The sequence below is a fragment of the Rhizobium sp. FG96 genome, from assembly GCF_057808655.1.
Map to the genome: position 1 here is coordinate 45,318 of NZ_JBMDIL010000022.1, position 18,159 is coordinate 63,476.

Annotated in this window: 18 protein-coding genes, 1 tRNA gene and 2 pseudogenes; 10 read left to right on the top strand and 11 right to left on the bottom strand. The window is 57.5% G+C overall.

The features are described 5' to 3' along the window. Positions 1-95: 95 nt before the first annotated feature. From ACODR6_RS30790 to kaiC, 7 genes are all read right to left on the bottom strand, one after another. Entirely contained in the window at positions 96-416 is a 321-nt protein-coding gene (locus ACODR6_RS30790) for a hypothetical protein (protein ID WP_489026290.1), read from the bottom strand. Between the two features lie 35 nt (positions 417-451). After that, on the bottom strand, positions 452-1,078 hold the full coding sequence (locus tag ACODR6_RS30795; protein ID WP_489026292.1) for a LysE family translocator: 627 nt from the start codon (positions 1,076-1,078) through the stop codon (positions 452-454). An 83-nt stretch (positions 1,079-1,161) separates the two neighbouring features. After that, positions 1,162-1,953, bottom strand: coding sequence for an anti-sigma factor family protein (locus tag ACODR6_RS30800; RefSeq protein ID WP_489026294.1), 792 nt, complete (start codon positions 1,951-1,953; stop codon positions 1,162-1,164). Next, on the bottom strand, positions 1,950-2,492 hold the full coding sequence (locus ACODR6_RS30805; RefSeq protein WP_489026296.1) for a sigma-70 family RNA polymerase sigma factor: 543 nt from the start codon (positions 2,490-2,492) through the stop codon (positions 1,950-1,952). The genes ACODR6_RS30800 and ACODR6_RS30805 overlap by 4 nt, the downstream gene beginning before the upstream one ends. Positions 2,493-2,717: 225 nt before the next feature. Beyond that, complete coding sequence (locus ACODR6_RS30810; protein ID WP_203431577.1) at positions 2,718-4,196, bottom strand: sensor histidine kinase; 1,479 nt, start codon at positions 4,194-4,196, stop codon at positions 2,718-2,720. Next, positions 4,193-4,486: a circadian clock KaiB family protein gene (locus ACODR6_RS30815; RefSeq protein WP_246777753.1), complete on the bottom strand. Its 294-nt coding sequence runs from the start codon at positions 4,484-4,486 to the stop codon at positions 4,193-4,195. Before ACODR6_RS30815 ends, ACODR6_RS30810 begins: the two co-directional genes overlap by 4 nt. 11 nt (positions 4,487-4,497) lie before the next feature. Then, positions 4,498-6,183, bottom strand: coding sequence for a circadian clock protein KaiC (gene kaiC, locus ACODR6_RS30820; RefSeq protein WP_489026299.1), 1,686 nt, complete (start codon positions 6,181-6,183; stop codon positions 4,498-4,500). A 459-nt stretch (positions 6,184-6,642) separates the two neighbouring features. On the opposite strand from kaiC, the gene ACODR6_RS30825 reads away from it, so the two are divergent. Together ACODR6_RS30825 and ACODR6_RS30830 are read left to right on the top strand one after the other, a co-directional pair. After that, on the top strand, positions 6,643-7,014 hold the full coding sequence (locus tag ACODR6_RS30825; protein ID WP_413708921.1) for a hypothetical protein: 372 nt from the start codon (positions 6,643-6,645) through the stop codon (positions 7,012-7,014). Between the two features lie 641 nt (positions 7,015-7,655). After that, a pseudogene (locus ACODR6_RS30830) lies at positions 7,656-7,832 on the top strand (IS110 family transposase); the annotation flags it as partial. A gap of 36 nt (positions 7,833-7,868) precedes the next feature. Here ACODR6_RS30830 and ACODR6_RS30835 read toward each other — a convergent pair. Continuing rightward, positions 7,869-8,347 (bottom strand): annotated as a pseudogene (locus ACODR6_RS30835) (MgtC/SapB family protein). Positions 8,348-8,747: 400 nt separating this feature from the next. On the opposite strand from ACODR6_RS30835, the gene ACODR6_RS30840 reads away from it, so the two are divergent. After that, positions 8,748-8,900, top strand: a complete 153-nt coding sequence (locus tag ACODR6_RS30840; protein WP_199629683.1) for a hypothetical protein — start codon at positions 8,748-8,750, stop codon at positions 8,898-8,900. Between the two features lie 698 nt (positions 8,901-9,598). On the opposite strand, the gene ACODR6_RS30845 is transcribed toward ACODR6_RS30840, so the two are convergent. Then, positions 9,599-9,796 carry a hypothetical protein gene (locus ACODR6_RS30845; protein ID WP_413708920.1) on the bottom strand — a complete coding sequence of 66 codons (198 nt, stop codon included), beginning with the start codon at positions 9,794-9,796 and terminating at the stop codon, positions 9,599-9,601. 306 nt (positions 9,797-10,102) lie between these two features. Here ACODR6_RS30845 and ACODR6_RS30850 point away from each other — a divergent pair, with 306 nt between their 5' ends. Next, positions 10,103-10,912 (top strand): mechanosensitive ion channel family protein, encoded by an 810-nt coding sequence (locus ACODR6_RS30850; protein ID WP_489026301.1) that lies wholly within the window; start codon positions 10,103-10,105, stop codon positions 10,910-10,912. 640 nt (positions 10,913-11,552) lie between these two features. After that, on the top strand, positions 11,553-11,717 hold the full coding sequence (locus ACODR6_RS30855) for a hypothetical protein (RefSeq protein WP_489026303.1): 165 nt from the start codon (positions 11,553-11,555) through the stop codon (positions 11,715-11,717). Positions 11,718-12,043: 326 nt separating this feature from the next. Here the strand turns inward: ACODR6_RS30855 and ACODR6_RS30860 are convergent. Next, positions 12,044-12,117: transfer RNA gene (locus ACODR6_RS30860), tRNA-Ile, on the bottom strand. Positions 12,118-12,420: 303 nt separating this feature from the next. After that, positions 12,421-12,564: a hypothetical protein gene (locus ACODR6_RS30865; RefSeq protein ID WP_413708917.1), complete on the bottom strand. Its 144-nt coding sequence runs from the start codon at positions 12,562-12,564 to the stop codon at positions 12,421-12,423. A gap of 1 nt (position 12,565) precedes the next feature. On the opposite strand from ACODR6_RS30865, the gene ACODR6_RS30870 reads away from it, so the two are divergent. The 5 genes from ACODR6_RS30870 to ACODR6_RS30890 all read left to right on the top strand — a co-directional run bounded on the left by ACODR6_RS30870 (position 12,566) and on the right by ACODR6_RS30890 (position 18,037). Next, on the top strand, positions 12,566-13,120 hold the full coding sequence (locus ACODR6_RS30870) for a response regulator (protein ID WP_489026304.1): 555 nt from the start codon (positions 12,566-12,568) through the stop codon (positions 13,118-13,120). 1,351 nt (positions 13,121-14,471) lie between these two features. Next, positions 14,472-15,248, top strand: a complete 777-nt coding sequence (locus ACODR6_RS30875; protein ID WP_112716017.1) for an SDR family oxidoreductase — start codon at positions 14,472-14,474, stop codon at positions 15,246-15,248. 1,035 nt (positions 15,249-16,283) lie between these two features. Then, on the top strand, positions 16,284-16,640 hold the full coding sequence (locus ACODR6_RS30880) for a DUF6894 family protein (RefSeq protein WP_489026305.1): 357 nt from the start codon (positions 16,284-16,286) through the stop codon (positions 16,638-16,640). Between the two features lie 458 nt (positions 16,641-17,098). Beyond that, positions 17,099-17,410, top strand: coding sequence for a PepSY domain-containing protein (locus ACODR6_RS30885; protein WP_112716013.1), 312 nt, complete (start codon positions 17,099-17,101; stop codon positions 17,408-17,410). 24 nt (positions 17,411-17,434) lie between these two features. Beyond that, positions 17,435-18,037, top strand: a complete 603-nt coding sequence (locus ACODR6_RS30890) for a general stress protein (RefSeq protein WP_489026306.1) — start codon at positions 17,435-17,437, stop codon at positions 18,035-18,037. Positions 18,038-18,159 lie beyond the last annotated feature (122 nt).

Below are 18,159 nucleotides of genomic sequence, written 5' to 3' on the forward strand. Positions count from 1 at the left end.
GTCGGCAGAAGGCTCTGTTCTGCGATATCCGGCGCTGGAGAAAGCAGGGCCATGAATTTCGGGCAGCAAAGAGTATGAATACCTTGCCAAAGTAGCTAGTGAATTTCGGCCGAGGCGGGCGGAGCCTTGTCCAGCAGCATTTCCGACAGTTTGGCGAAAAGTCTATCGAATTCCTCGATCACCGCTTCGAACTCACGGTCGGCCAGCCTCGCAAGTTCTGCGATGGATCGGCTCGTGCTGATGATGATCTGATCGATACCGACCGGATCCGCGATCAGATTGCTTGCCATTGCGGCGTCATGGATCGCGTCGAGGGCCTCAACGATGTTTCGAAGAAGACGACGGCGATCATGAGGGGAAAGCGATGTCAGACTGTCTCTGGCAAAGCGGATTTCTGCAGCGATCGCACGTTCCACATTCAACTCCACACAAACTTGGAAAGCCCAAGAATCTAGAAAACGCCTGTCGCCAAATCGTGAGCGCCGCGGAAAAGCATTGAGATCGCCAGACCGGCGAGCAGGATACTCGCGAGCCTGTTGGCAAAACGCAGGGTGCCAGGACCTATCGTCTGACGCATCGCCGAAACCGCCATGGTGAGCGCTGACCACCAGATTAGAGAACCAATAAAGACACCGAAAATGACGCCCCCTCCCGGCGCGACGGCACCGGACATTGCGGTCAGTGCAGCCGCACATAAGGCAGGTGTCAATGGGTTGAGCGAACCAAACGCGATGGCATCGAAATACATTTTTCTGAAGTCCGATTGCAGGATCGGAACTTCGATCGGCAGCATTTGCCGCCTCCATGTGCGTAAGGCAAAGTAAGTCAAAACCAGGCCCGAGAGCATGGTCATCAACGCCGCCCCATGGGCGCCTCCGTAGGTGAAGATCCCCAAGGCAAGCGCAACACAGCTATAGGCGACGTGTACGGTGGCGACTCCAAGACCAGTCACCACCCCGGCGCGTGCGCCGTCGCAAAGCGTGCGCTCTATTAGATATAAACTCGTTGGGCCGAACGGTATCGCAATTGATAAACCCGCCGCAGCCCCCGCCATGACAGCTGCCGCAATCGCAGTCATGATCCCCTCCCCGGTTAGCACTGATGATTTAACCAGGGGAAACTCCTTTTATTCGCGGCCAACGCGAACTTTTTTCAAATATCCTACCGTGCAGCAGAAAGTTGCCGCTGGTAGAGCTCGGTGAACTTTCTAAGTTCGGTTGGGTTGAGGTCGGACGCCGCCCAATATGTCAGCCCGCCTCCCGTGAATGAGAGGATGTTCGTGCCATCAATTGCCTGAGAAGGGGAAGGCTGCCGTACCCTTCCCTCCGTTGCGGTGACGCTGATAGTGTGCCGGCTGCGCTTGTAGACCATCACCGGTACGGCCTTGCCGCTTATGATGTCGATCCGGCCGCCCACCAACGGGAACCCTTCGCCGGCTAAGTCAGGAGCAGTTGGCGCCACGGTTGTCTTACCGTTGAACCATGGCTTCACCACATGATTGTCGGATGACGCAATATCGAAGGGCTGGGGTGCGATCAAAGCGCGGAGATGGGCCGATACGATGCCTTCTTCGGTCCCGGCAGCTGTCGTCGGCGTCATGAGATATGTCGCGCCGACAATACCGGCAGCTGCACCGCCCGCGGCTCCGACAACAAGTGAAGCGGCGATTGCGAGCCAGGACGGGCCCTGTGGCTTGGCGCGAGCGGGAGACGTGCGTTCATCAGGTTCAGCACCGCCGATCGCCGTTAAGACCGAGGCGCGCATCCTTTCAGGAGCCGGGACGCGATGAACGTCGCGCGTCGCCTGCATCGACAGACGCTGCAGAGCGGCAAATGATGCCGCAAGTGCGGGTTCTCTCCTGAGACGCTCTTCCATCGCAAGCGCTTCGACCGGCGAGAGCTCGCCGTCATGATAGCAATTGAGAAGAATCCAGCTCTCGTTGTCGATGGTCAACGGCTGCCCTCCTCTATTTGGCTCAGCAGAACTTGCCGGGCCTTTGATAGCCTCGACATGACCGTGCCGATCGGCAGGCTGCTGACCTCGGCAATCTCGCGATAGGTCAGGCCGTGGTATTCTCTCAGCACGAAGGTCTCTTTCAGGTGTACAGGCAGTCGGTCGATTGCATGCTGAAGCATGGAAGCCTGTGCCTTGACAAGGAGCGCCTCTTCAGGCGTCGGCACAGTGGAAGCAATGGACGTGGTGGTGTCGATTTTAAGTCTCGTTTCTTCCGAGAGGTCCTCAATCGACATCAGGCGATCGGGCCTGTTCTTCTCGATCCAGGAGTAAGCAGCATTACGGACGATCGTCAAAAACCAGGCCCGCGTATTGCCTTCCACATAGGTCTCTATGGAACGGTAAGCGCGCAGGCATGCCTCCTGCATGACGTCCTCGGCATCCGTCACGCTTCCCGTTAGCCAACGCGCTAAACGAAATCCTTCGTCAAGTCGCGGTAATACCAGCTGTGCAAAGCGTGCCTTGGCGGAAGCGTTCAAAGGCAGGCACCGTCGGGATGTTGCATCGCATGTCCATATTTCCAAAGATCGGTTTAACATATGCTTCGGCGCTCATGCTGCAAGGCCCTTGCAGGACGGGCTTGGCTTGAAGCAAAAAGTGCCTGGCGCATCGCATGCGATGAGGATTATGCGCTCGGGTTCTCCCGCCGCCACCTCTAAGCGCCGACAGCGTGGAAACATGCCTGATTGTCAGGTGGCATGTGGCTAAGCTTGCACCACGTCCTCAACTGGGATCCTGATCGTACAGCGCACGCCGTCGGTCTCAAAATCGAGCGATGCTCCGCCATTGGCCGAGTATTGAAGGCTGCGTGTAATCACGGTGTTTCCAAAACCGCGTCGGGTTGGCATCGAGACGGCAGGCCCACCAATTTCCTTCCATGAAACCTCAAAATATGTGTCACGGGCAGCCACGGATACGGCGATCTTGCCGGTTTCGATTGCCAGGGCGCCATATTTTACAGCGTTGGTCGCGAGCTCATGCACGACAAGCCCAAACGCAATGGCGGCACGCGGCAGAATTTCGATGTCGTCGCCGATCATCTCAAGTCGCGAGCCGAGCTCGTTAACGTAAGGTGCCAGCTCGGTGGAAAGGATATCGCGAAGAAAGATCGAGGCCCAGGAGCGGTCAGCCAGAACGTTGTGGGTTGCAGCCAGTGCGTGGATCCGGCCAGAAAATGCCTTCCGAAAACCATCGATCGTCTCCTCGGTCGAGGCTGTCCGGTTAGAAATGGATACGACCAGTGCCAGCGTGTTTTTAACGCGGTGATCGAGCTCGCCCATGAGCAGCAGCTGCTGCTTCTCAGCTGCCTTGCGGCGCGACAGATCGACGAGTGTGACGACCGTCCCAATGCTTCCCTCGCCGACCATCAGCGCGGACGCACTGACGAGAACGTCCTTTGCGCCACGGCTGCGCGGTGCTATCGCCTCGATGCCCTGAATAGGTTGGCCACTGGCGACGACGTCAAGAAAATCGCCGCCCTGCATCAAGCCGGTCGCTCCTCTAAAATCGAGTGCGAATGCCTCGTCGAACGTAGAGCCGATCGGATCGGCACCGGCAAGCGACGATGCGGAGGCGTTGGCGTGGGTGACGACACCGTTGAGGTCGCAAACCACGACGGCCTCGACGGCCGAAGCAAGGATCGCAAGAGCTGTCCGCTCAGCCTGGGCACGCTTTTCGGCGTTGATGCGCGCGGTAACATCGGTGAAGGTGACGGCAACACCGGAATTTGTGCCAAGCGTCATTTCGCCGGCTGCTATCAGCAGGTGTCTTGCGCCATCGCCGCTGCCAAGCGTGACCTCGACGGCCGACGTCGCGGGATGCGCTGCTGAAATCAAGTCTCTCAGCGCCTTTGCGCCGTTCGCTCCAAGCGCTGTGAACAACACCGGCCCGTCCAGGGCGTCGCGAGCAACATCGACAAGGTCCGTCAGGGCTCTATTGGCGTAAAGCAGATTGCCGAACCTGTCGAAAGCCGCAGCGCCGAGGTTCATCGCCTCCATGAAAGAGCGATAGGACTCCACGCCTCCTTCGAGGGTGAAGACTTCCTCGCCATTCGCTTCATTGCGGACGACCAGCGCGTCGATTTCCCCCTCGCGGATAGCGCGGATGACCTCTTCCGCCTCCTCGAGGCGCCGGCGAAGGTCGGCATTCAGGCTTTCAGCCTTTGAGACCGTAGTAGACGTCATTCGCCTTCCACCTGAAGGCTGACCAGGACCTTCTCCGTGTTCGAAAGGTCGCCGATGATCTTGCGGATAGGAACTGGTAGTTCGCGCACCAGCGTCGGAATGGCAACGATCCCATGCTCACGCGCAAGCTGCGGCGACTTTCGAAGATCAACGACTTCGATCACATACTTGCCTGGAAGGCTCTCGGCGCAGATTCGTTCGAGGTTCTGGAGCGCAGCCAGCGACTTCGGGGTCTGGCCCGCAACATAAAGCGTGAGTTTCTTCGGCGTTCCGGTAGGTTGGTCTTCCATATCTTCCATCGTCATTCCGCCACGCGGCGGCTTTTCTCCATATCAGACCTATCCGAAGCAGCTTGGTCGAGATAGACCCGCTCGGCCTCAGCGTCGAAATTCAATTCGGCCTCGTCGGCGTCAAGTTCTGCCTGAAGAGCCTCAATCTGGGCAAGCGTCCTGCGGCGTTTCTGCTTCAGCCGATCGGCCCGACGGATGACGTCCGCCCGACGCTCAAGCTCCGCCTTCCGAAGCCGTGCCTCTTCTGCCTGTCTCTGGGACCCCGTCAACGCCCTTCCATCGCCGATATATGGCGCCACAAGCTGGATTCCATTGTCTGACATGACAAATTCACGGACCTGATTAGAATGGGCCGTCCCGCGGGCCTTGAGCAGATAGAGCTCGCGGTTGAATTCACCGCCGACCTCGCGATTGAGCAACAATATCCAAGCGTCCATCAGCGACGATAGGCCGGCGTCCGTCTCCGTGACCCCTTCCTGGGAATGCATGAGGTGCGTGAAGACAGCGGTCGTACCGCGCGACTTGAGGAAATCGACCATGCGCAACAGCATCGATTGGACCTCAAGCGGATCTCCGCTTCCAACAAAGGCGGAAATCGGATCGAGGACAACAAGAGAGGGATCGAACTTGTTGATCTCGCGCAGCATGATGGCAAGGTGCATTTCGAGACTGTAAAAGGTTGGCCGCACAGCGATATAGTGCATTCTTCCAGCTTCAATCCATTTCGCGAGATCGGTGCCGATCGAGCGCATGTTACGGACGGTCTGGTCGACGGACTCCTCGAACGAAAAATAGAGGGCTTTCTCGCCGGCCTCACAGGCGGCGTTACAAAATGCGGCCGACAATGAGCTCTTGCCCGAGCCTGCAACACCGCTAATGAGAATGCTTGTTGCCCGGTGAAACCCTCCTCCCGACAGCATTGCGTCGAGATCTGGTACGCCTGATGAAATACGATCGTTCGATACCTTGTGGTTCAGGCCGAGTGTGCTAACCGGCAGGACACTGAAACCGTCTTCATCAATCAGGAAAGGGATTTCGTTGGTTCCGTGGGCGGTACCACGATATTTGACGATCCGAAGGCGGCGGGTGGAAATTTGGTTATGAACGCGATGGTCTAGCAGGATGACGCAATCCGAAACATACTCCTCAAGGCCCTGCCTGGTAAGTGACCCGTCGCCGCGCTCCCCCGTAATGATCGTCGTCAAGCCTTTGTCCTTCAACCAGTCAAAGAGCCGGCGGATTTCCGCGCGCAAAATGGCGGGGTTGGTAAATGCGGAAAAAAGACTTTCAATCGTGTCGAGCACGATGCGTTTTGCGCCGACCTGGTCTATCGCTAGTTCCAAGCGCAGGAAGAGACCTTCAAGATCGTAGTCGCCGATTTCCTCAAGTTCGGATGGATCGACGACGATATGCTCGATGTAGAGCTTGTCGGCGTCGATCAAGCTCTGCACATCGAAGCCGAGCGACGCGACATTGTTAACGATATCAACCGGCCGTTCCTCGAAGGTGACGAAGACGCCAGGCTCGTCATAGTCGCGAGCTCCGTTGAGGAGAAAGGTTGAGGCAAACAATGTTTTGCCACAGCCGGCTGTACCGCACACGAGCGTCGGTCGCCCCGTCGGAAGGCCGCCGAGCGTCAGATCATCGAAGCCGGCGATGCCCGTAAGCGACTTTTTGATCCCGGCGATATCAGCCATGTATGCGAGTCCTGTGATGTTCTTCTGAAGCTGTCGTATCTGAATGGTTTTCCGTTAGCAAATCGTCACTCGCGCTCTTCCTGCCCCCCACCATCAAACTGCCCGTATCCGCCCGCGTCAATCAACCAGAAAAACCTCTCTAATTGAATAGCATAATCCATTATCGGTCTATTTTAGAACAATTTCCGCCGCGGCTGCATCGCGCGCTTCACACGAGTGGCTGCTGATGCTTGGGAGACAGTGTGTAGGGTGAACCCGGCACCTGCCCGCGATCGCTTCAATCGCAAAACTGCCCGGTCCGGTTAGCTTTTAGGTGCACTGCGCCGGTATCGAAGTGGCGGACTGCCTGATCGCTTCAGAGACGTTTCTGTGATCCTGAGGATTTTCTGCCAAAATCAGGAACAAGCCCGATTGACGGTGGTTAAGTCCATGTCCTTCACAAAGCTCAAGGAGAAAATCATGCTTATGAAGATCATCACCGCATCAGTCTTGTCGCTCGGGCTTGCAACATCCGCAATGGCTCAGGCTTCAGGTGGCGCCGGCTCCGCTACCGGCGGCACCTCGGGTAGCGGTTCCATTGGCTCTGGCGCGAATAGCGGCACGGGCACCAGTGGCTCCAGCAACAACGGGACCGTCAACCCCAGTGCCAATGGCTCTAACGGGAACGCGCTCGACCCCAATGCCACCAATTCCACGACAAATTCAGGCGCATCGACGAATTCGGGGACGAATAACGGTTCGTCCGACAGCGACAATTGCGCTCACACGACAACAACGCCAAACCACGATCCGTCGACGATGACGCCGCAGGAGCAGGCAAACTGCAAGTAACTAAAAGCCCCGCTTCGGCGGGGCGCTTTCATCTTCCGGTCGGCGGAGAACTTGAGGTCGAAATCTTCGTCTCATCCGCTGCACCGAGCTTCACGACAAAGGCGCCGAAGTCATCAGCCCAACCGGACGATAAACAGGGTCGGCATCGCTAGGAATCTCGCCGCCCAAGGGTTGCTCTTGTGGTCAGCGAACTGAATGAATCCCCAGTTGAATCTCTAATGCGTCCGGTATTCGCGCTGCCCCTGTTTTATTGACGGTACTCGAAGCGCGTTGACGCGCTTGTCTTATGCTTGCTTCTTGGTGAGATAAAGAAGCGCCGGAGAGGCTAGCCGCCCTCATCCGGCGATGGGGGACGGATCGTGGACGCGCAGGCCGCCATTCTTGCGAATGCCGGGCCGAACTAAAGTACGATCGCCCCCATCTTTTCCAATCGTCCTGAACGGATACCCGAGCTTCGGGCTCGGATGACAAGCATGGGAGATCAGAAAAGATGACTGACATTACCATCGGCGCGGACATCTCGAAAGACCATATCGATCTGCACAGCCTGCCGGACGGCCAAACGCTGAAGGTTGCCAATGACCGCAAGGGATTTGCCGCCATTGTCCGGTGGATCGGCACAAAGGATGTAGAGCGGATCGTACATGCCGGCCCTCGTTGCCTGCCGCTTCAACCCGGATCTCAGCGTCAAATACGACCAACTCAAAACCGCAGGAAAAGCGCCAAAGGTCGCCATAACCGCGATCATGCGTAAGCTCATCGTATTGGCTAACGCACTGCTGCGAAAAAAACAGAAATGGGTCCCGAAGATGGCTTGATCAACACGGATACTTTAGTCGCGACTTGCGAACACTCTATCCGTCCTGCTGGTCCTTCGGTATTTTGACTGCGTCCCTGTCGTCCACCTTGAAGCTCGTCATGAAGCGCAATGTCGCGAAGGTCGCAATAGAGAGCACGACCGCAGTCTCATAGGCGCCCAGCCCAACTGCCGCGCCGATTGCACCCGTTGCCCACAGGCTGGCGGCTGTTGCAGTTCCCCTAATGCTGGCCTTGCCCACCAGAATTGCACCTCCGCCAATGAAACCCACGCCATTGATAATGCCCTCGACAATGCGCGCTGTGGCCTCGCATTTTCGCGGGTGACCGTCTCAGCGGCCTGGATGAAGCCACAGGCCGCAAGTGCAACGAGAGGGAAGGTCCTAAGCCCGGCGCTTCGCTCGTTGCGTTCCCGGTCCCATGCGATCGGAAGAGCTAGGGCGTATGCGACCACGAGGACACCGAGATTACGCAGAAGATCGATATGGACGCCAACACTGCCAAGCCAACTTTCCATCACTCACCCCCGTGCCTCACGCCGAAGATGGGAGCGTGGGGGCTTCCGACAAGAGGTGCCGTGACCTCGATGCCGCCCACGAACTAGCGATATTGGCACCAGCTTTGCCGACGGCATTGTGATCGAGCAGTGGATCTGCACCCTCGAAACGAACCGGACCAGAGGCGACAAGGTCTGAAGCTGCGCCGAAGGACGTGAATGGCGCGTTCCGGAAGTCCTGAGCTCTTCGGATTTTCAGGAACCGCAGCGGCTCGGAAGCTTTGATTGCCTATTGTCTTACCTTGCCCATACCGGCCTCAAATCTGGGAACTAAAGGTCGGCGGCGTGCTTAGGTCAGCAGCGACGGCCATTGCTCTTCCAAGGCAGACCGCCGCTTCCCCAATCACCCAAGGGAAGACTCATGAGCAAGGAAAACGACAAGACGAGCGATGCTGAGCGAAGCGATCCCGCAGTTGCCGATCGGAACCGGGAGGAGCTTGCCAAGGAAGCGGCTCGTGGGCTGAAGAAAGCGTCCCAACAGGCATCGAAAGAAGGATCTAATGGCCCACGCTAGGATACGCCGCCCCCGTAGACGCGACATCCGGCGGCATCACGATGCCGCTTCCTGGCGTCCTGGCAGCGGGCCTGAACGAAATGTCCATACGCCACGTCATTGCGGTGGCCGGTTCGCATGACCGGCCTTAGGGTCGCTAAGACCGGTCGTACCGCGCCAGCATTTGCCGGAGAAGCTGGTTCTCACGCCGAGCCTTGCGGCAAGCCTCTGCAACGGTTAGCGATGTCATCTCATGGTTGGAAGTCCCCGATGTTTCCGTTGCGGGAACTTCGACTCTCACGACCGATTCAGGCGCTGCCGCCGCGTTTTGCATCGGCGCCGTGTTTCCAGCCAAACTGGCCAAGGCGCTGTCGGCAGCGGTGGCTTCCCGCCCGACCAGGTCCGCGATCCAGGCCGCATACTTCGCGCGTAATGGATTGTCGTGCGAGAGCGCACGCATTTTCGTCTCTGCCAGCCGTCTCTGATCTCGGTGAAGCGATATGGAGGATTTCAAACGCAGGCGCTCCGGAAAGCCGGAACATAACGGGAACAAATACGTCCTGCAACCCCTGGCCAATTTTATATGCGGCCTGATGGCCGGAAAACGAGCCCTGGCAAGGCAGGGGCCGACCGCCGGCGGTATGTCGTTAGGCGATTAGTTTTTGAGAGGTCTATTTGTCGCCGTGAAGACGGACGCGACCAGGTCAATCTTGAAGATATTAATAACAATAATCCTCGACGCTCGGTTGCGGCTCAGCCGGGATCGGGTAACGCCTTCGAAGGGCGTTGTTCGCGGGGCTGGTATCCAGGTCAAAAAGCATCTCTGCCTTTGTTGTGGCCGAAAAGATTTCTATGGCGATGATCAGTTCTTCGCGGCCGCCGCGCTGATAAACTTCGGTCATTTTCGAAAGCTTCATGTCCGGTTCCAAAAACAGTGTGCTCACCACATCATGCTCAAAAGCGCGGCGATGTCGCGTGACAAGGGCGTGACATGATCAAAGCATGGACTGGGTACGCGCTCTTCGAACAGCGTCGTTTCCGCCGTCAAGCATCTGGCTGCTTTGCATGTATGTCAGGGGGTCAGTCCAAAGAAGCACCCCGCTTTTGCCTCGGCGCTTCAACGCGCGGTACCGCAAGCCGCTGTTTTGATGGAACCAGCCACGCTATGCCGACATTGCTGAATGGAGGACGATACCGTCAGCTTCCAAAGACAGGACATTTGCATGGAAAATCATACCACGGAGGCCGTTGCTTCTAATCCAACAGCGCTAGCGCAGATCGGAGCATTGCTCATTCACTACGGATTGGCTTTGGCAGGCGCAGTTGTCCTTCTGGTCGGCGGCTGGATTCTCTCCGGCTTCTTAAGCCGATGGGCCTATAAGGGTCTATCTCGAATCCACGGGATTGATGAAACGCTCGCTCGTTTCTTTGAGAGCGTTCTTCACTACGGATTGCTGATCTTGGTGTTCGTCATGGTTCTCGGCCAGTTCGGGGTGCAGACAGCATCCATCGTCGCCGCTCTCGGCGCCGCAGGCTTGGCAATCGGACTGGCGCTCCAGGGTACGCTGCAAAACATCGCGGCCGGGATCATGCTGCTAGTACTACGGCCGTTCCGCGTAGGCGAATACATCGAGACGTCCAGTGTGAAGGGCCTGGTTCGAGAGATCGGCCTCTTTGCAACGGAGCTCAGAAACGCTGACGGCCTGTACCTGCTCGCTCCGAATTCGACGCTATGGAACACACCCATCATAAACCATAGCAGGGAAAAGGACAGACGCCAGGAGATGTCCGTCGCGATCGGGAATGACGCTGACGGCAACATGGTCAAGAGGCTGATTCTGGACATCATCTCGACAGATAAGCGCGTGCGCTCCGATCCGCCACCTCGCGTTTTTGCGGACGATCTCAATGCCGACAAGATCACTCTCAAGATCGAATACTGGGCATCCACGGGTGAATGGACGGAAACCAGGCACGCAATCATCGACGGTCTCAAGGCCGGGTTGGCCGCGAAAGGAATTGCTTTAAAGTGAAATGCTGGAGGGCGCTTGTTGCTCGAGACCTGCCAAGAATAGTTCACCATTAAGGAGAGCTATCGGCCGAGCGGCCGCCTAGGCAAAGGGTGACTTGCTTTCCGCCCCGCGGCAACGTCCTTCGTGAGTGGAACCTGTTCAAGGGTAAATTCAGAGAGAAACTGCCGACCATCCTCGTTAACGACTTTGCGCAGGAGATAGGATGCCCAGCAACATGAGAATGTCGACCCAGGTCCGTCGCGTCGGCGTACGCGTCGGTAATGCGTTTACTCTTCGTTTTGCGCACCGATTCATATGAGCAGGTCTTCGGCGAAGGTTTAGACCCGGTGCCGACAGGACGCTCAAGTCAGGTTCCAGTGGCCGAGTTGTGCTTGTTCCGGTCCCCAAACAGCTGCCCGTAGGTTCGTACATCATCGATTGTACTGCATGTTCCCTGCATGGCTAGAGCCGACACGGAACGCGCAATCGCTGTTCCGGACCGGCTGAAAATGGTGAGGGGCGTCACTATCGCGTATTGTAGATACGCGATTGACAGCAATCTTTGATCTCCAGGCGAAATGGTGTAACTTTTCCGTATCTGAAATACGCCAAAGTTACATAGTGCGTTCCTAACGAAAAGCGCCGTATTGCGCTCGAGGACATGACATCCGTTCTGGGCGTGCGGGCGGAAGACAATGCCACAGGCACCATGGAGCGGATTGGGGCAGCAGTGCGTCCCCTTTCCACCGACGCCGTCACCGATTTGCTGCTGGTCTTGCATCGGACCCTATTTGCGTGGTTGATCGCGGACGGCGATAGCACCTGAAGAACATGGCCGTCCTGAAAATTGCGGAACCAGGCAGAGGAGATTTTAGCTCGGTCCGTATGGCGCTGAAAATCAGCGGCAAGGACGAACGGCTGAAAAAAGCGGATTTCCGGCGGTTTGCAGCGACGGCGGGTATTCCGGTGGCGGCGGACACGGCCATGGATGAACTGGCGGCGACCCTTGCGCGCGGCGTGGATGAGCTTGCTCTGCCGGACCCGCCGACAGACGGTTCAGTCGGCGCTGAACGGGCGGCGCAGATACGGGTAATTGTCCGCCAGCGTTTGGAAGCATTTGATGAGCATGGAGCTAAATTCGACCTTGAGCGATGGGTCCCCCGGCAGGGTTCGAACCTGCAATCAATCGGCTATGAGCCGACGGCTCTCACCATTGAGCGACAGGCCCGCCTTCCCTTCCTTATGCGCATTAGCGCCAGCGATTGACGAACTCCGCAAGTTTCTCTCGCGGGCTACTGTCAAAATAACAGTGGGCAACTCTTGGAGGCCGCAGGTCGGCAATTCGTCCTCATCCCAGAGCCGCTGCCATGCCTCTCGGACAGCTCCGTATCCGACCCCAAGACGATCGGCCTCGCGCAGGAGCGCCTGTCCAAGGCCGGTTTCTTCAGAGATTGCTACGACTTGATCCATTGCAATAACTTTCATAAAAATTGAGAACGACTGCCGCCGTGTACTGCTCCCTCACTCTCTCAAATATCCGGAAAACCACGATCAGCCTCGTCCTCGGTCGATTTGGCCCCGCTATCATCCGGCAAGCGGGCGAGTTTCGTTGAATACTTGTAGCCGTCCGGAACCGCGAGCGCGAGGCCGCGTTTTTTAGCATCGGAGGACATGATGGAACATAGCCAATATAACTGGATCAGCATCAGAGCTCACGAGATATGGCAATCTGAAGGTTGTCCAAATGGGAAAGATCGCGAGCATTGGGCCAAGGCGGCCGAAGAATGGGAACACCGCGAAAGGCGGCTGGAGGTCCCCTACGAGGCGCTGCGGGAGCAAGTGAGGCGCGTTCTGGTGGTCGACGACGAGCCGCTGATACGGTTTGCTACCGTCGAGGCCCTGGAAGACGCCGGCTTTGAGGTCCTTGAGGCTAGCAACGCTGACGAGGCTCTCGTCCTTCTTCAACGGAATGATTTTGACGCTGTATTCACCGATGTGAATATGCCGGGTACGACGGATGGACTGGGGCTTACCTCCCTGGTGCGAGCCCGCTCGCCGCAGACTCGCGTCATCGTCACTTCTGGACATGTTAGACTTGGTGCTTTTGACCTTGCGAGCGGCGTGTCATTTATTCCCAAGCCCTACACATATGACGCGATTGTCCGAATGCTGCAGGCACCAGGCTTCGGAACGATAGGCGACGTGAACCGGCGTCGCGACGACTGCTAGCGCGAGTTTTGACAGAAACGCAAGACCAACATTGCGACGACTTCGATCACGCCGGTTGAGTAGCAATGCATAGGGATCAAATAATCAAGGGCCAAGCCGCACCAAAAATCGACATGCTGGAGCGGGCGGGCAGACACCACTCCCGCGGTCGTGCGTTCCGCTTTCGACGAAAGTCCGGACCTTGCCTGCTACCCATTGCTCCCCGGCTAAACGATGCGGCGGAAGCATCGAATGCTCGCCGCCGCGGCTCTCCGAGGTCCGCCGCCTGCGCTCAGGAAAGCGCGGCGAACATAAAGCTATATGGCTCAGAACGGAAACTCATTTTCGCAGCTTTTTCGCGGCGTCGTCGTCCCTATCATATAGCTTTACGCACAGAATCTCGGAGAAGCCCTTGGCCGTAGCCTTTCCAGAGGCTTGCGCTGTGGACAGGTTGTGGAGAACATGTGGAGGAACTGTGTGCAACGCCGCCTCCCGACGTTAAGGGGCGAGGCATGGATCTTGCATGGGACATCCGAATCCGCTCAGATGAAGTCCTCGGCCGATGGCTTCCGCCGCAACGTCGCCATCCCGATCAAGGGCGCTCCGACATGATGTCGAGAAGCGCCCTTTCCATTTGGAACTTTCGAAGAGAGCGAGTGCCAGGGTACCTCTACCCATTTGTGTAGCGCCGATCTTGGTCTGCAGCAGAAGCAAAAACTGCATCGGCTGAGGCAATTCTTAAGGTCGCTCCCGCCAGGACTACGTTTGACCTCTGTGCGGCGAGCGGGCAGCCCATCAGCAGGGCCGCCAAACCTCGTATATCCAACTGACGCAGGACACTCCAGCGACCTGTAATGGAGTTCGATCGATCAGTGTGTCACAGCAGGGGAAGACGACCGGTACGGTAGCGGACCAATCCTTGCCCTCCGGCCCGAGCGTGGTAGTGTGACTGTGCTGACGTCGAAAAACGCTGCATCAGACCGCTCCCTTGAAGTTGCCCTACAACTGACCCAAAGGAGCGGTCTTTTAGCACGTCTTAAGCGATTCTGTTCATCCAGTCTTATGTGTCTCGCCGTCCCTCTCTGGCTCGCGTGCTTTGCCGCAGCAGCCTTGCTCCAAAAGCGGATCTTACTCTCAGCGGGTTCCGTCATGCCGGGCTTATGTCCGCGAATGCTGCCCTCGTCTCGGCTCTCCCATCTAAATCCACGAAGACAGAGGGTAGTTTCATCTTCGCGCCTCCTACGGAACTAGGATCCTTGGCCCGGCGGCCCCGGCTTAGCTCAGACATCAGCAACAAGGATGGTTGTTCGCAACCGTACGGCATCGTTTTTATCTTTCGCGCGTTTTTAGGAACAGTCAGCGGAGAAAAGACATGACCAACAGGGTAGCAATGATCACCGGAGCCGGATCGGGAATAGGTCGGGCGGCTTCCTTGACCTTGGCACGCGACGGCTACTCTATTGGCGCCTTGGGTCACTCTCACCGCGAACTCGCTGCCGTCGTTGACGATATCGCGGCTCTGGGAGGCAATGCGATTGCGCTCGATGCCGATATTTCTGACGAGAGGCAGATGGAGACGGCGGTTTCCTCTCTTGTAGACATGTATGGCAGGCTTGATGCCGTTGTTGCCAACGCGGGAATAAATGGTGCCTGGGCGCCGATTGATAGTCTTACGCTCGACGAATGGAACAGGACGATATCTGTCAATCTCACTGGCACATTTCTGACGATTAGGCAGACGGTGCCATTTTTGAAGAAATCGGGTGGTGGCGCGATCATCGTTGTGTCCTCGATCAATGGAACCCGGACCTTCACCACCCCCGGAGCGACAGCATACACGACCACGAAAGCGGGACAGGTCGCTATGGTTCAGCAGCTATCATTGGAGCTCGCCCGTCACCACATCAGGATCAATGCCGTCTGCCCGGGCGAAATCGAAACCAACATTGGTTCCAACACAAACCTCCGGCAGAAGGATGATACAGCCATACCCGTCATCTGGCCTGAAGGACAGGTACCGCTGACTGGCGGCAAGCCCGGTCGAAGTGAAGACGTTGCCGAGGTCATCGCGTTTTTGGCATCTGACAGGTCGCGACATATCACCGGCTCTCCGATCTGGGTCGATGGAGGCCAAGGGCTACTTCGATGACAGTTGAATCAGAAATAGAGTTATTGCGAAGTCAAAGCGAGCGGCGCCTCGATCGATCCATTTGACTACACCGAAGGCCGGCTGGGGCGAGACCGAACCTAGCGCTCGCGAAGGGATGAACGGCTGCAATCTTGTGTCGCGTGTCCAGTCCTCTCACAGCTTTCGCATCCAATCAGATACGCGACAAGTCGATTGTCGCGACCCTACCCAAAACTCGCCCGAGGTCTAGCCCTTGGGCCACGCCATTAACGACGCGCAGTCGCAGCCGGAGCGAAAAAGTTATCGCTCCCGGTGGAAAGCCGCCTTTCCATCGGCCCACAAGGGCTTGACATCAGGAATTGGAGTAGAGGGAAATTAAGGCATGGACGAGCCGGACGGCAATGATTGCTGCGCCCAGTGCACCGACGCATAGAAGTCCAATGCCAATTTCGCGGGCGCCCATGTCTACCCCTGCGACAAGAGGCCCCGGATAGTGCTCGCTCACCACGACGATGAGAAAGATCGATATTGCGACGCAGATCAAAAAGCCAAAGCTGAGATATGTCAGAAACCTGTGCATCACTTTTCGCGTCAAATCTTGCTTAATCAACGACCGCATTATCATGCAAAGTAATGATTTGCCACAGCCTCCCACCCGTCTTGCGGAGACAGCCGCTAATGCGGGTGCCCTTGCGCTGAAGCGGTCTACCCAAGGCTAGGGTTACTCGGACGGCTGTTGTCTTCGCAGCGCGCAGTTCTGCAGATTGCCGACGGTCCCCGCTCGCTCGTCGGTCGTTTGCTGCGTCAGGTTTCAATCAACCGACTGATTTTGCCCATCAGGCTCCACCCACATTTCCAAGGAAGTTTTCGCGAGCGCTCCTCTTTCAGGCCGCTCATCGTACAGGCCGGATCGACAGTCTCGAAGGAGATCCAGGACGGTGGAAGCCCGGGAAAACTTAAGGGGCGCGTCTGTACGCAATCGGACGCGCAATGTCTCACGGTTGAAGGTGCTGCCGAAGCTGCCCACCTATCAGGTGACCGGAAAGGATAGTCAACATGTCGGGCTATCGCGGACGGGATCCATTAGCAGTTCCAAAATTTTCCCTGACGCTGCCAGAAGCATGCGTTGAGAACAACTGCGCCGCCGGCTCCGCCTCGCGGGGCTCATTTAACAACGGAGAAACGTCTATCGCCACCCGGTTCTTTTTCGACGTCAACATGGCGTCGCGACGTGTCCGCGATGAAGTAGGGTGCATGTTTCCGGATGTCGGCGCCGCTATTACGGCTGCGTTGGTCGATGGTCGCAAGATACTCGACGCTCTCGGTTGCCGTTGCCGTGGTTTAGACGGCTTGGTGTTCGAAATCAGAGACCCGACAGGCGCGATTGTCGCGCACGTTCCCTTCGAGATATAGCTTTCTCGTTTGCTGCAGCGTCTTTTCGAGACAGCAAATTCAGGTTCCTCGCTGAGACTGCGGGGCAGCGGCGGAGCCACCGCACATTGGCTTGATCTCTGCGAGGTCGGGTTCAGATGCCAAGAACGCAGTCACTACCGTTCAACTCTGGCGAGGCCTTGAACACGCGCTCAAAGATGTCGGTTCGCGTACCCTGGACGCTATCGCGCGACATCGATCGCGGCGACGACGCTGGGGCTGAGGTAGCGCCTGTTTGACCCTCGGGGGACGCAGGTAGGAACACTGCCGGTCGATCTGCTCACGAGTTCTAGGCGTTTCCCGATATTGTCTGACATCGCAGTGATTGCGCAAGCGCCTCGCGCCTCGCGCATTTACGCGACTGTTGTCCCAGCTTGATGTAAGCGTCGGAACAAGTTGCTTTTTTCGAAGTTTCGTCCTGGCAACAACAGGAGCTTTCCATGCAAAAGATTACGACGTTTACCGCCGCCATGCTGCTGTCGGCGACGGTCGCCTTTGCCCAGAGCGAGACACCGTCGACCTCTCAGACGACCCCGGCCGTAAATACCGAGCACAATCCCGGCGCGCCTGTGGCTGGTAAGAACAGTTTCACGGAAAGTCAGGCGAAGTCACGTATCGAGGAAGCCGGCTTTTCGGACGTTATGGGACTGAAGCTCGATGATCAGGGCGTCTGGCGCGCAACAGCCAAAAAAGACGGCGCTGATGCAGCTGTCTCCCTAGATTTTCAGGGCAACGTGACACTCGCCAAGTAATGGACCGTTGAAGGAGATGATCAAATGAGAACTGTTACCGGACTGTATGACAGCTACGATGATGCCCGGTCCGCCGTCACGGCCCTGGAAGAAGCGGGTGTCCCTTCCGATCACATCAGTATTGTGACGAACAAGGCGAATGGTGTTGATGTCGAGGGCCAGGGTTCTTACGCAGGCGAAGGTGCGGGTGCCGGTGCTGGCGTCGGCGCTGTGGCCGGCGGCGCCGGTGGCCTGCTTACCGGCCTCGGCATGCTTGCCATTCCAGGTGTTGGCCCCGTCGTTGCTGCGGGATGGCTCGCAGCAACGGCTGCAGGCGCGGTTGCCGGCGCGGTGGCCGGCGGCGCGGTCGGCGGCATTGTCGGCGCGATGATCAGCGAAGGTGTCCCCGAGGATGAAGCCAACTTCTATGCTGAAGGTATCCGCCGTGGCGGCTCCGTTGTGACGGCAAAGGTCGAGGACAGCAAAGCCGAAGTTGCGCAGTCGATCCTGTCGGCATCCCGTCCGGTTGATTATGGATCCCGTCGCGCGAGCTATCAGCAGCAAGGTTGGAGCCGCTTCGACGAAAGTGCCGAACCTTATACGATCGAGCAGATCGAGGCGGAGCGCCAGCGTTACCGCCGCGGCTGAAGGTTGGAACATCCGTCGAGCGGCCGATAGCGGCCGCTCGGCACGTCCCACAGGTATGCCGAAGGCGAACCTTCCCTTAAACAAGTGTCGCCTCGACGGGAATGTCTTGTGTCGCCAGTCGG

What these genes read in the sequence shown, in the direction of transcription:
- ACODR6_RS30795 (WP_489026292.1), bottom strand. Translation starts at nt 1,078, where the DNA reads ATGACTGCGATTGCGGCAGCTGTCATGGCGGGGGCTGCGGCGGGTTTA.
- ACODR6_RS30810 (WP_203431577.1), bottom strand. Translation starts at nt 4,196, where the DNA reads ATGACGTCTACTACGGTCTCAAAGGCTGAAAGCCTGAATGCCGACCTT.
- ACODR6_RS30815 (WP_246777753.1), bottom strand. Translation starts at nt 4,486, where the DNA reads ATGGAAGACCAACCTACCGGAACGCCGAAGAAACTCACGCTTTATGTT.
- kaiC (WP_489026299.1), bottom strand. Translation starts at nt 6,183, where the DNA reads ATGGCTGATATCGCCGGGATCAAAAAGTCGCTTACGGGCATCGCCGGC.
- ACODR6_RS30825 (WP_413708921.1), top strand. Translation starts at nt 6,643, where the DNA reads ATGCTTATGAAGATCATCACCGCATCAGTCTTGTCGCTCGGGCTTGCA.
- ACODR6_RS30840 (WP_199629683.1), top strand. Translation starts at nt 8,748, where the DNA reads ATGAGCAAGGAAAACGACAAGACGAGCGATGCTGAGCGAAGCGATCCC.
- ACODR6_RS30845 (WP_413708920.1), bottom strand. Translation starts at nt 9,796, where the DNA reads ATGAAGCTTTCGAAAATGACCGAAGTTTATCAGCGCGGCGGCCGCGAA.
- ACODR6_RS30850 (WP_489026301.1), top strand. Translation starts at nt 10,103, where the DNA reads ATGGAAAATCATACCACGGAGGCCGTTGCTTCTAATCCAACAGCGCTA.
- ACODR6_RS30855 (WP_489026303.1), top strand. Translation starts at nt 11,553, where the DNA reads ATGACATCCGTTCTGGGCGTGCGGGCGGAAGACAATGCCACAGGCACC.
- ACODR6_RS30865 (WP_413708917.1), bottom strand. Translation starts at nt 12,564, where the DNA reads ATGTCCTCCGATGCTAAAAAACGCGGCCTCGCGCTCGCGGTTCCGGAC.
- ACODR6_RS30870 (WP_489026304.1), top strand. Translation starts at nt 12,566, where the DNA reads ATGGAACATAGCCAATATAACTGGATCAGCATCAGAGCTCACGAGATA.
- ACODR6_RS30875 (WP_112716017.1), top strand. Translation starts at nt 14,472, where the DNA reads ATGACCAACAGGGTAGCAATGATCACCGGAGCCGGATCGGGAATAGGT.
- ACODR6_RS30880 (WP_489026305.1), top strand. Translation starts at nt 16,284, where the DNA reads ATGTCGGGCTATCGCGGACGGGATCCATTAGCAGTTCCAAAATTTTCC.
- ACODR6_RS30885 (WP_112716013.1), top strand. Translation starts at nt 17,099, where the DNA reads ATGCAAAAGATTACGACGTTTACCGCCGCCATGCTGCTGTCGGCGACG.
- ACODR6_RS30890 (WP_489026306.1), top strand. Translation starts at nt 17,435, where the DNA reads ATGAGAACTGTTACCGGACTGTATGACAGCTACGATGATGCCCGGTCC.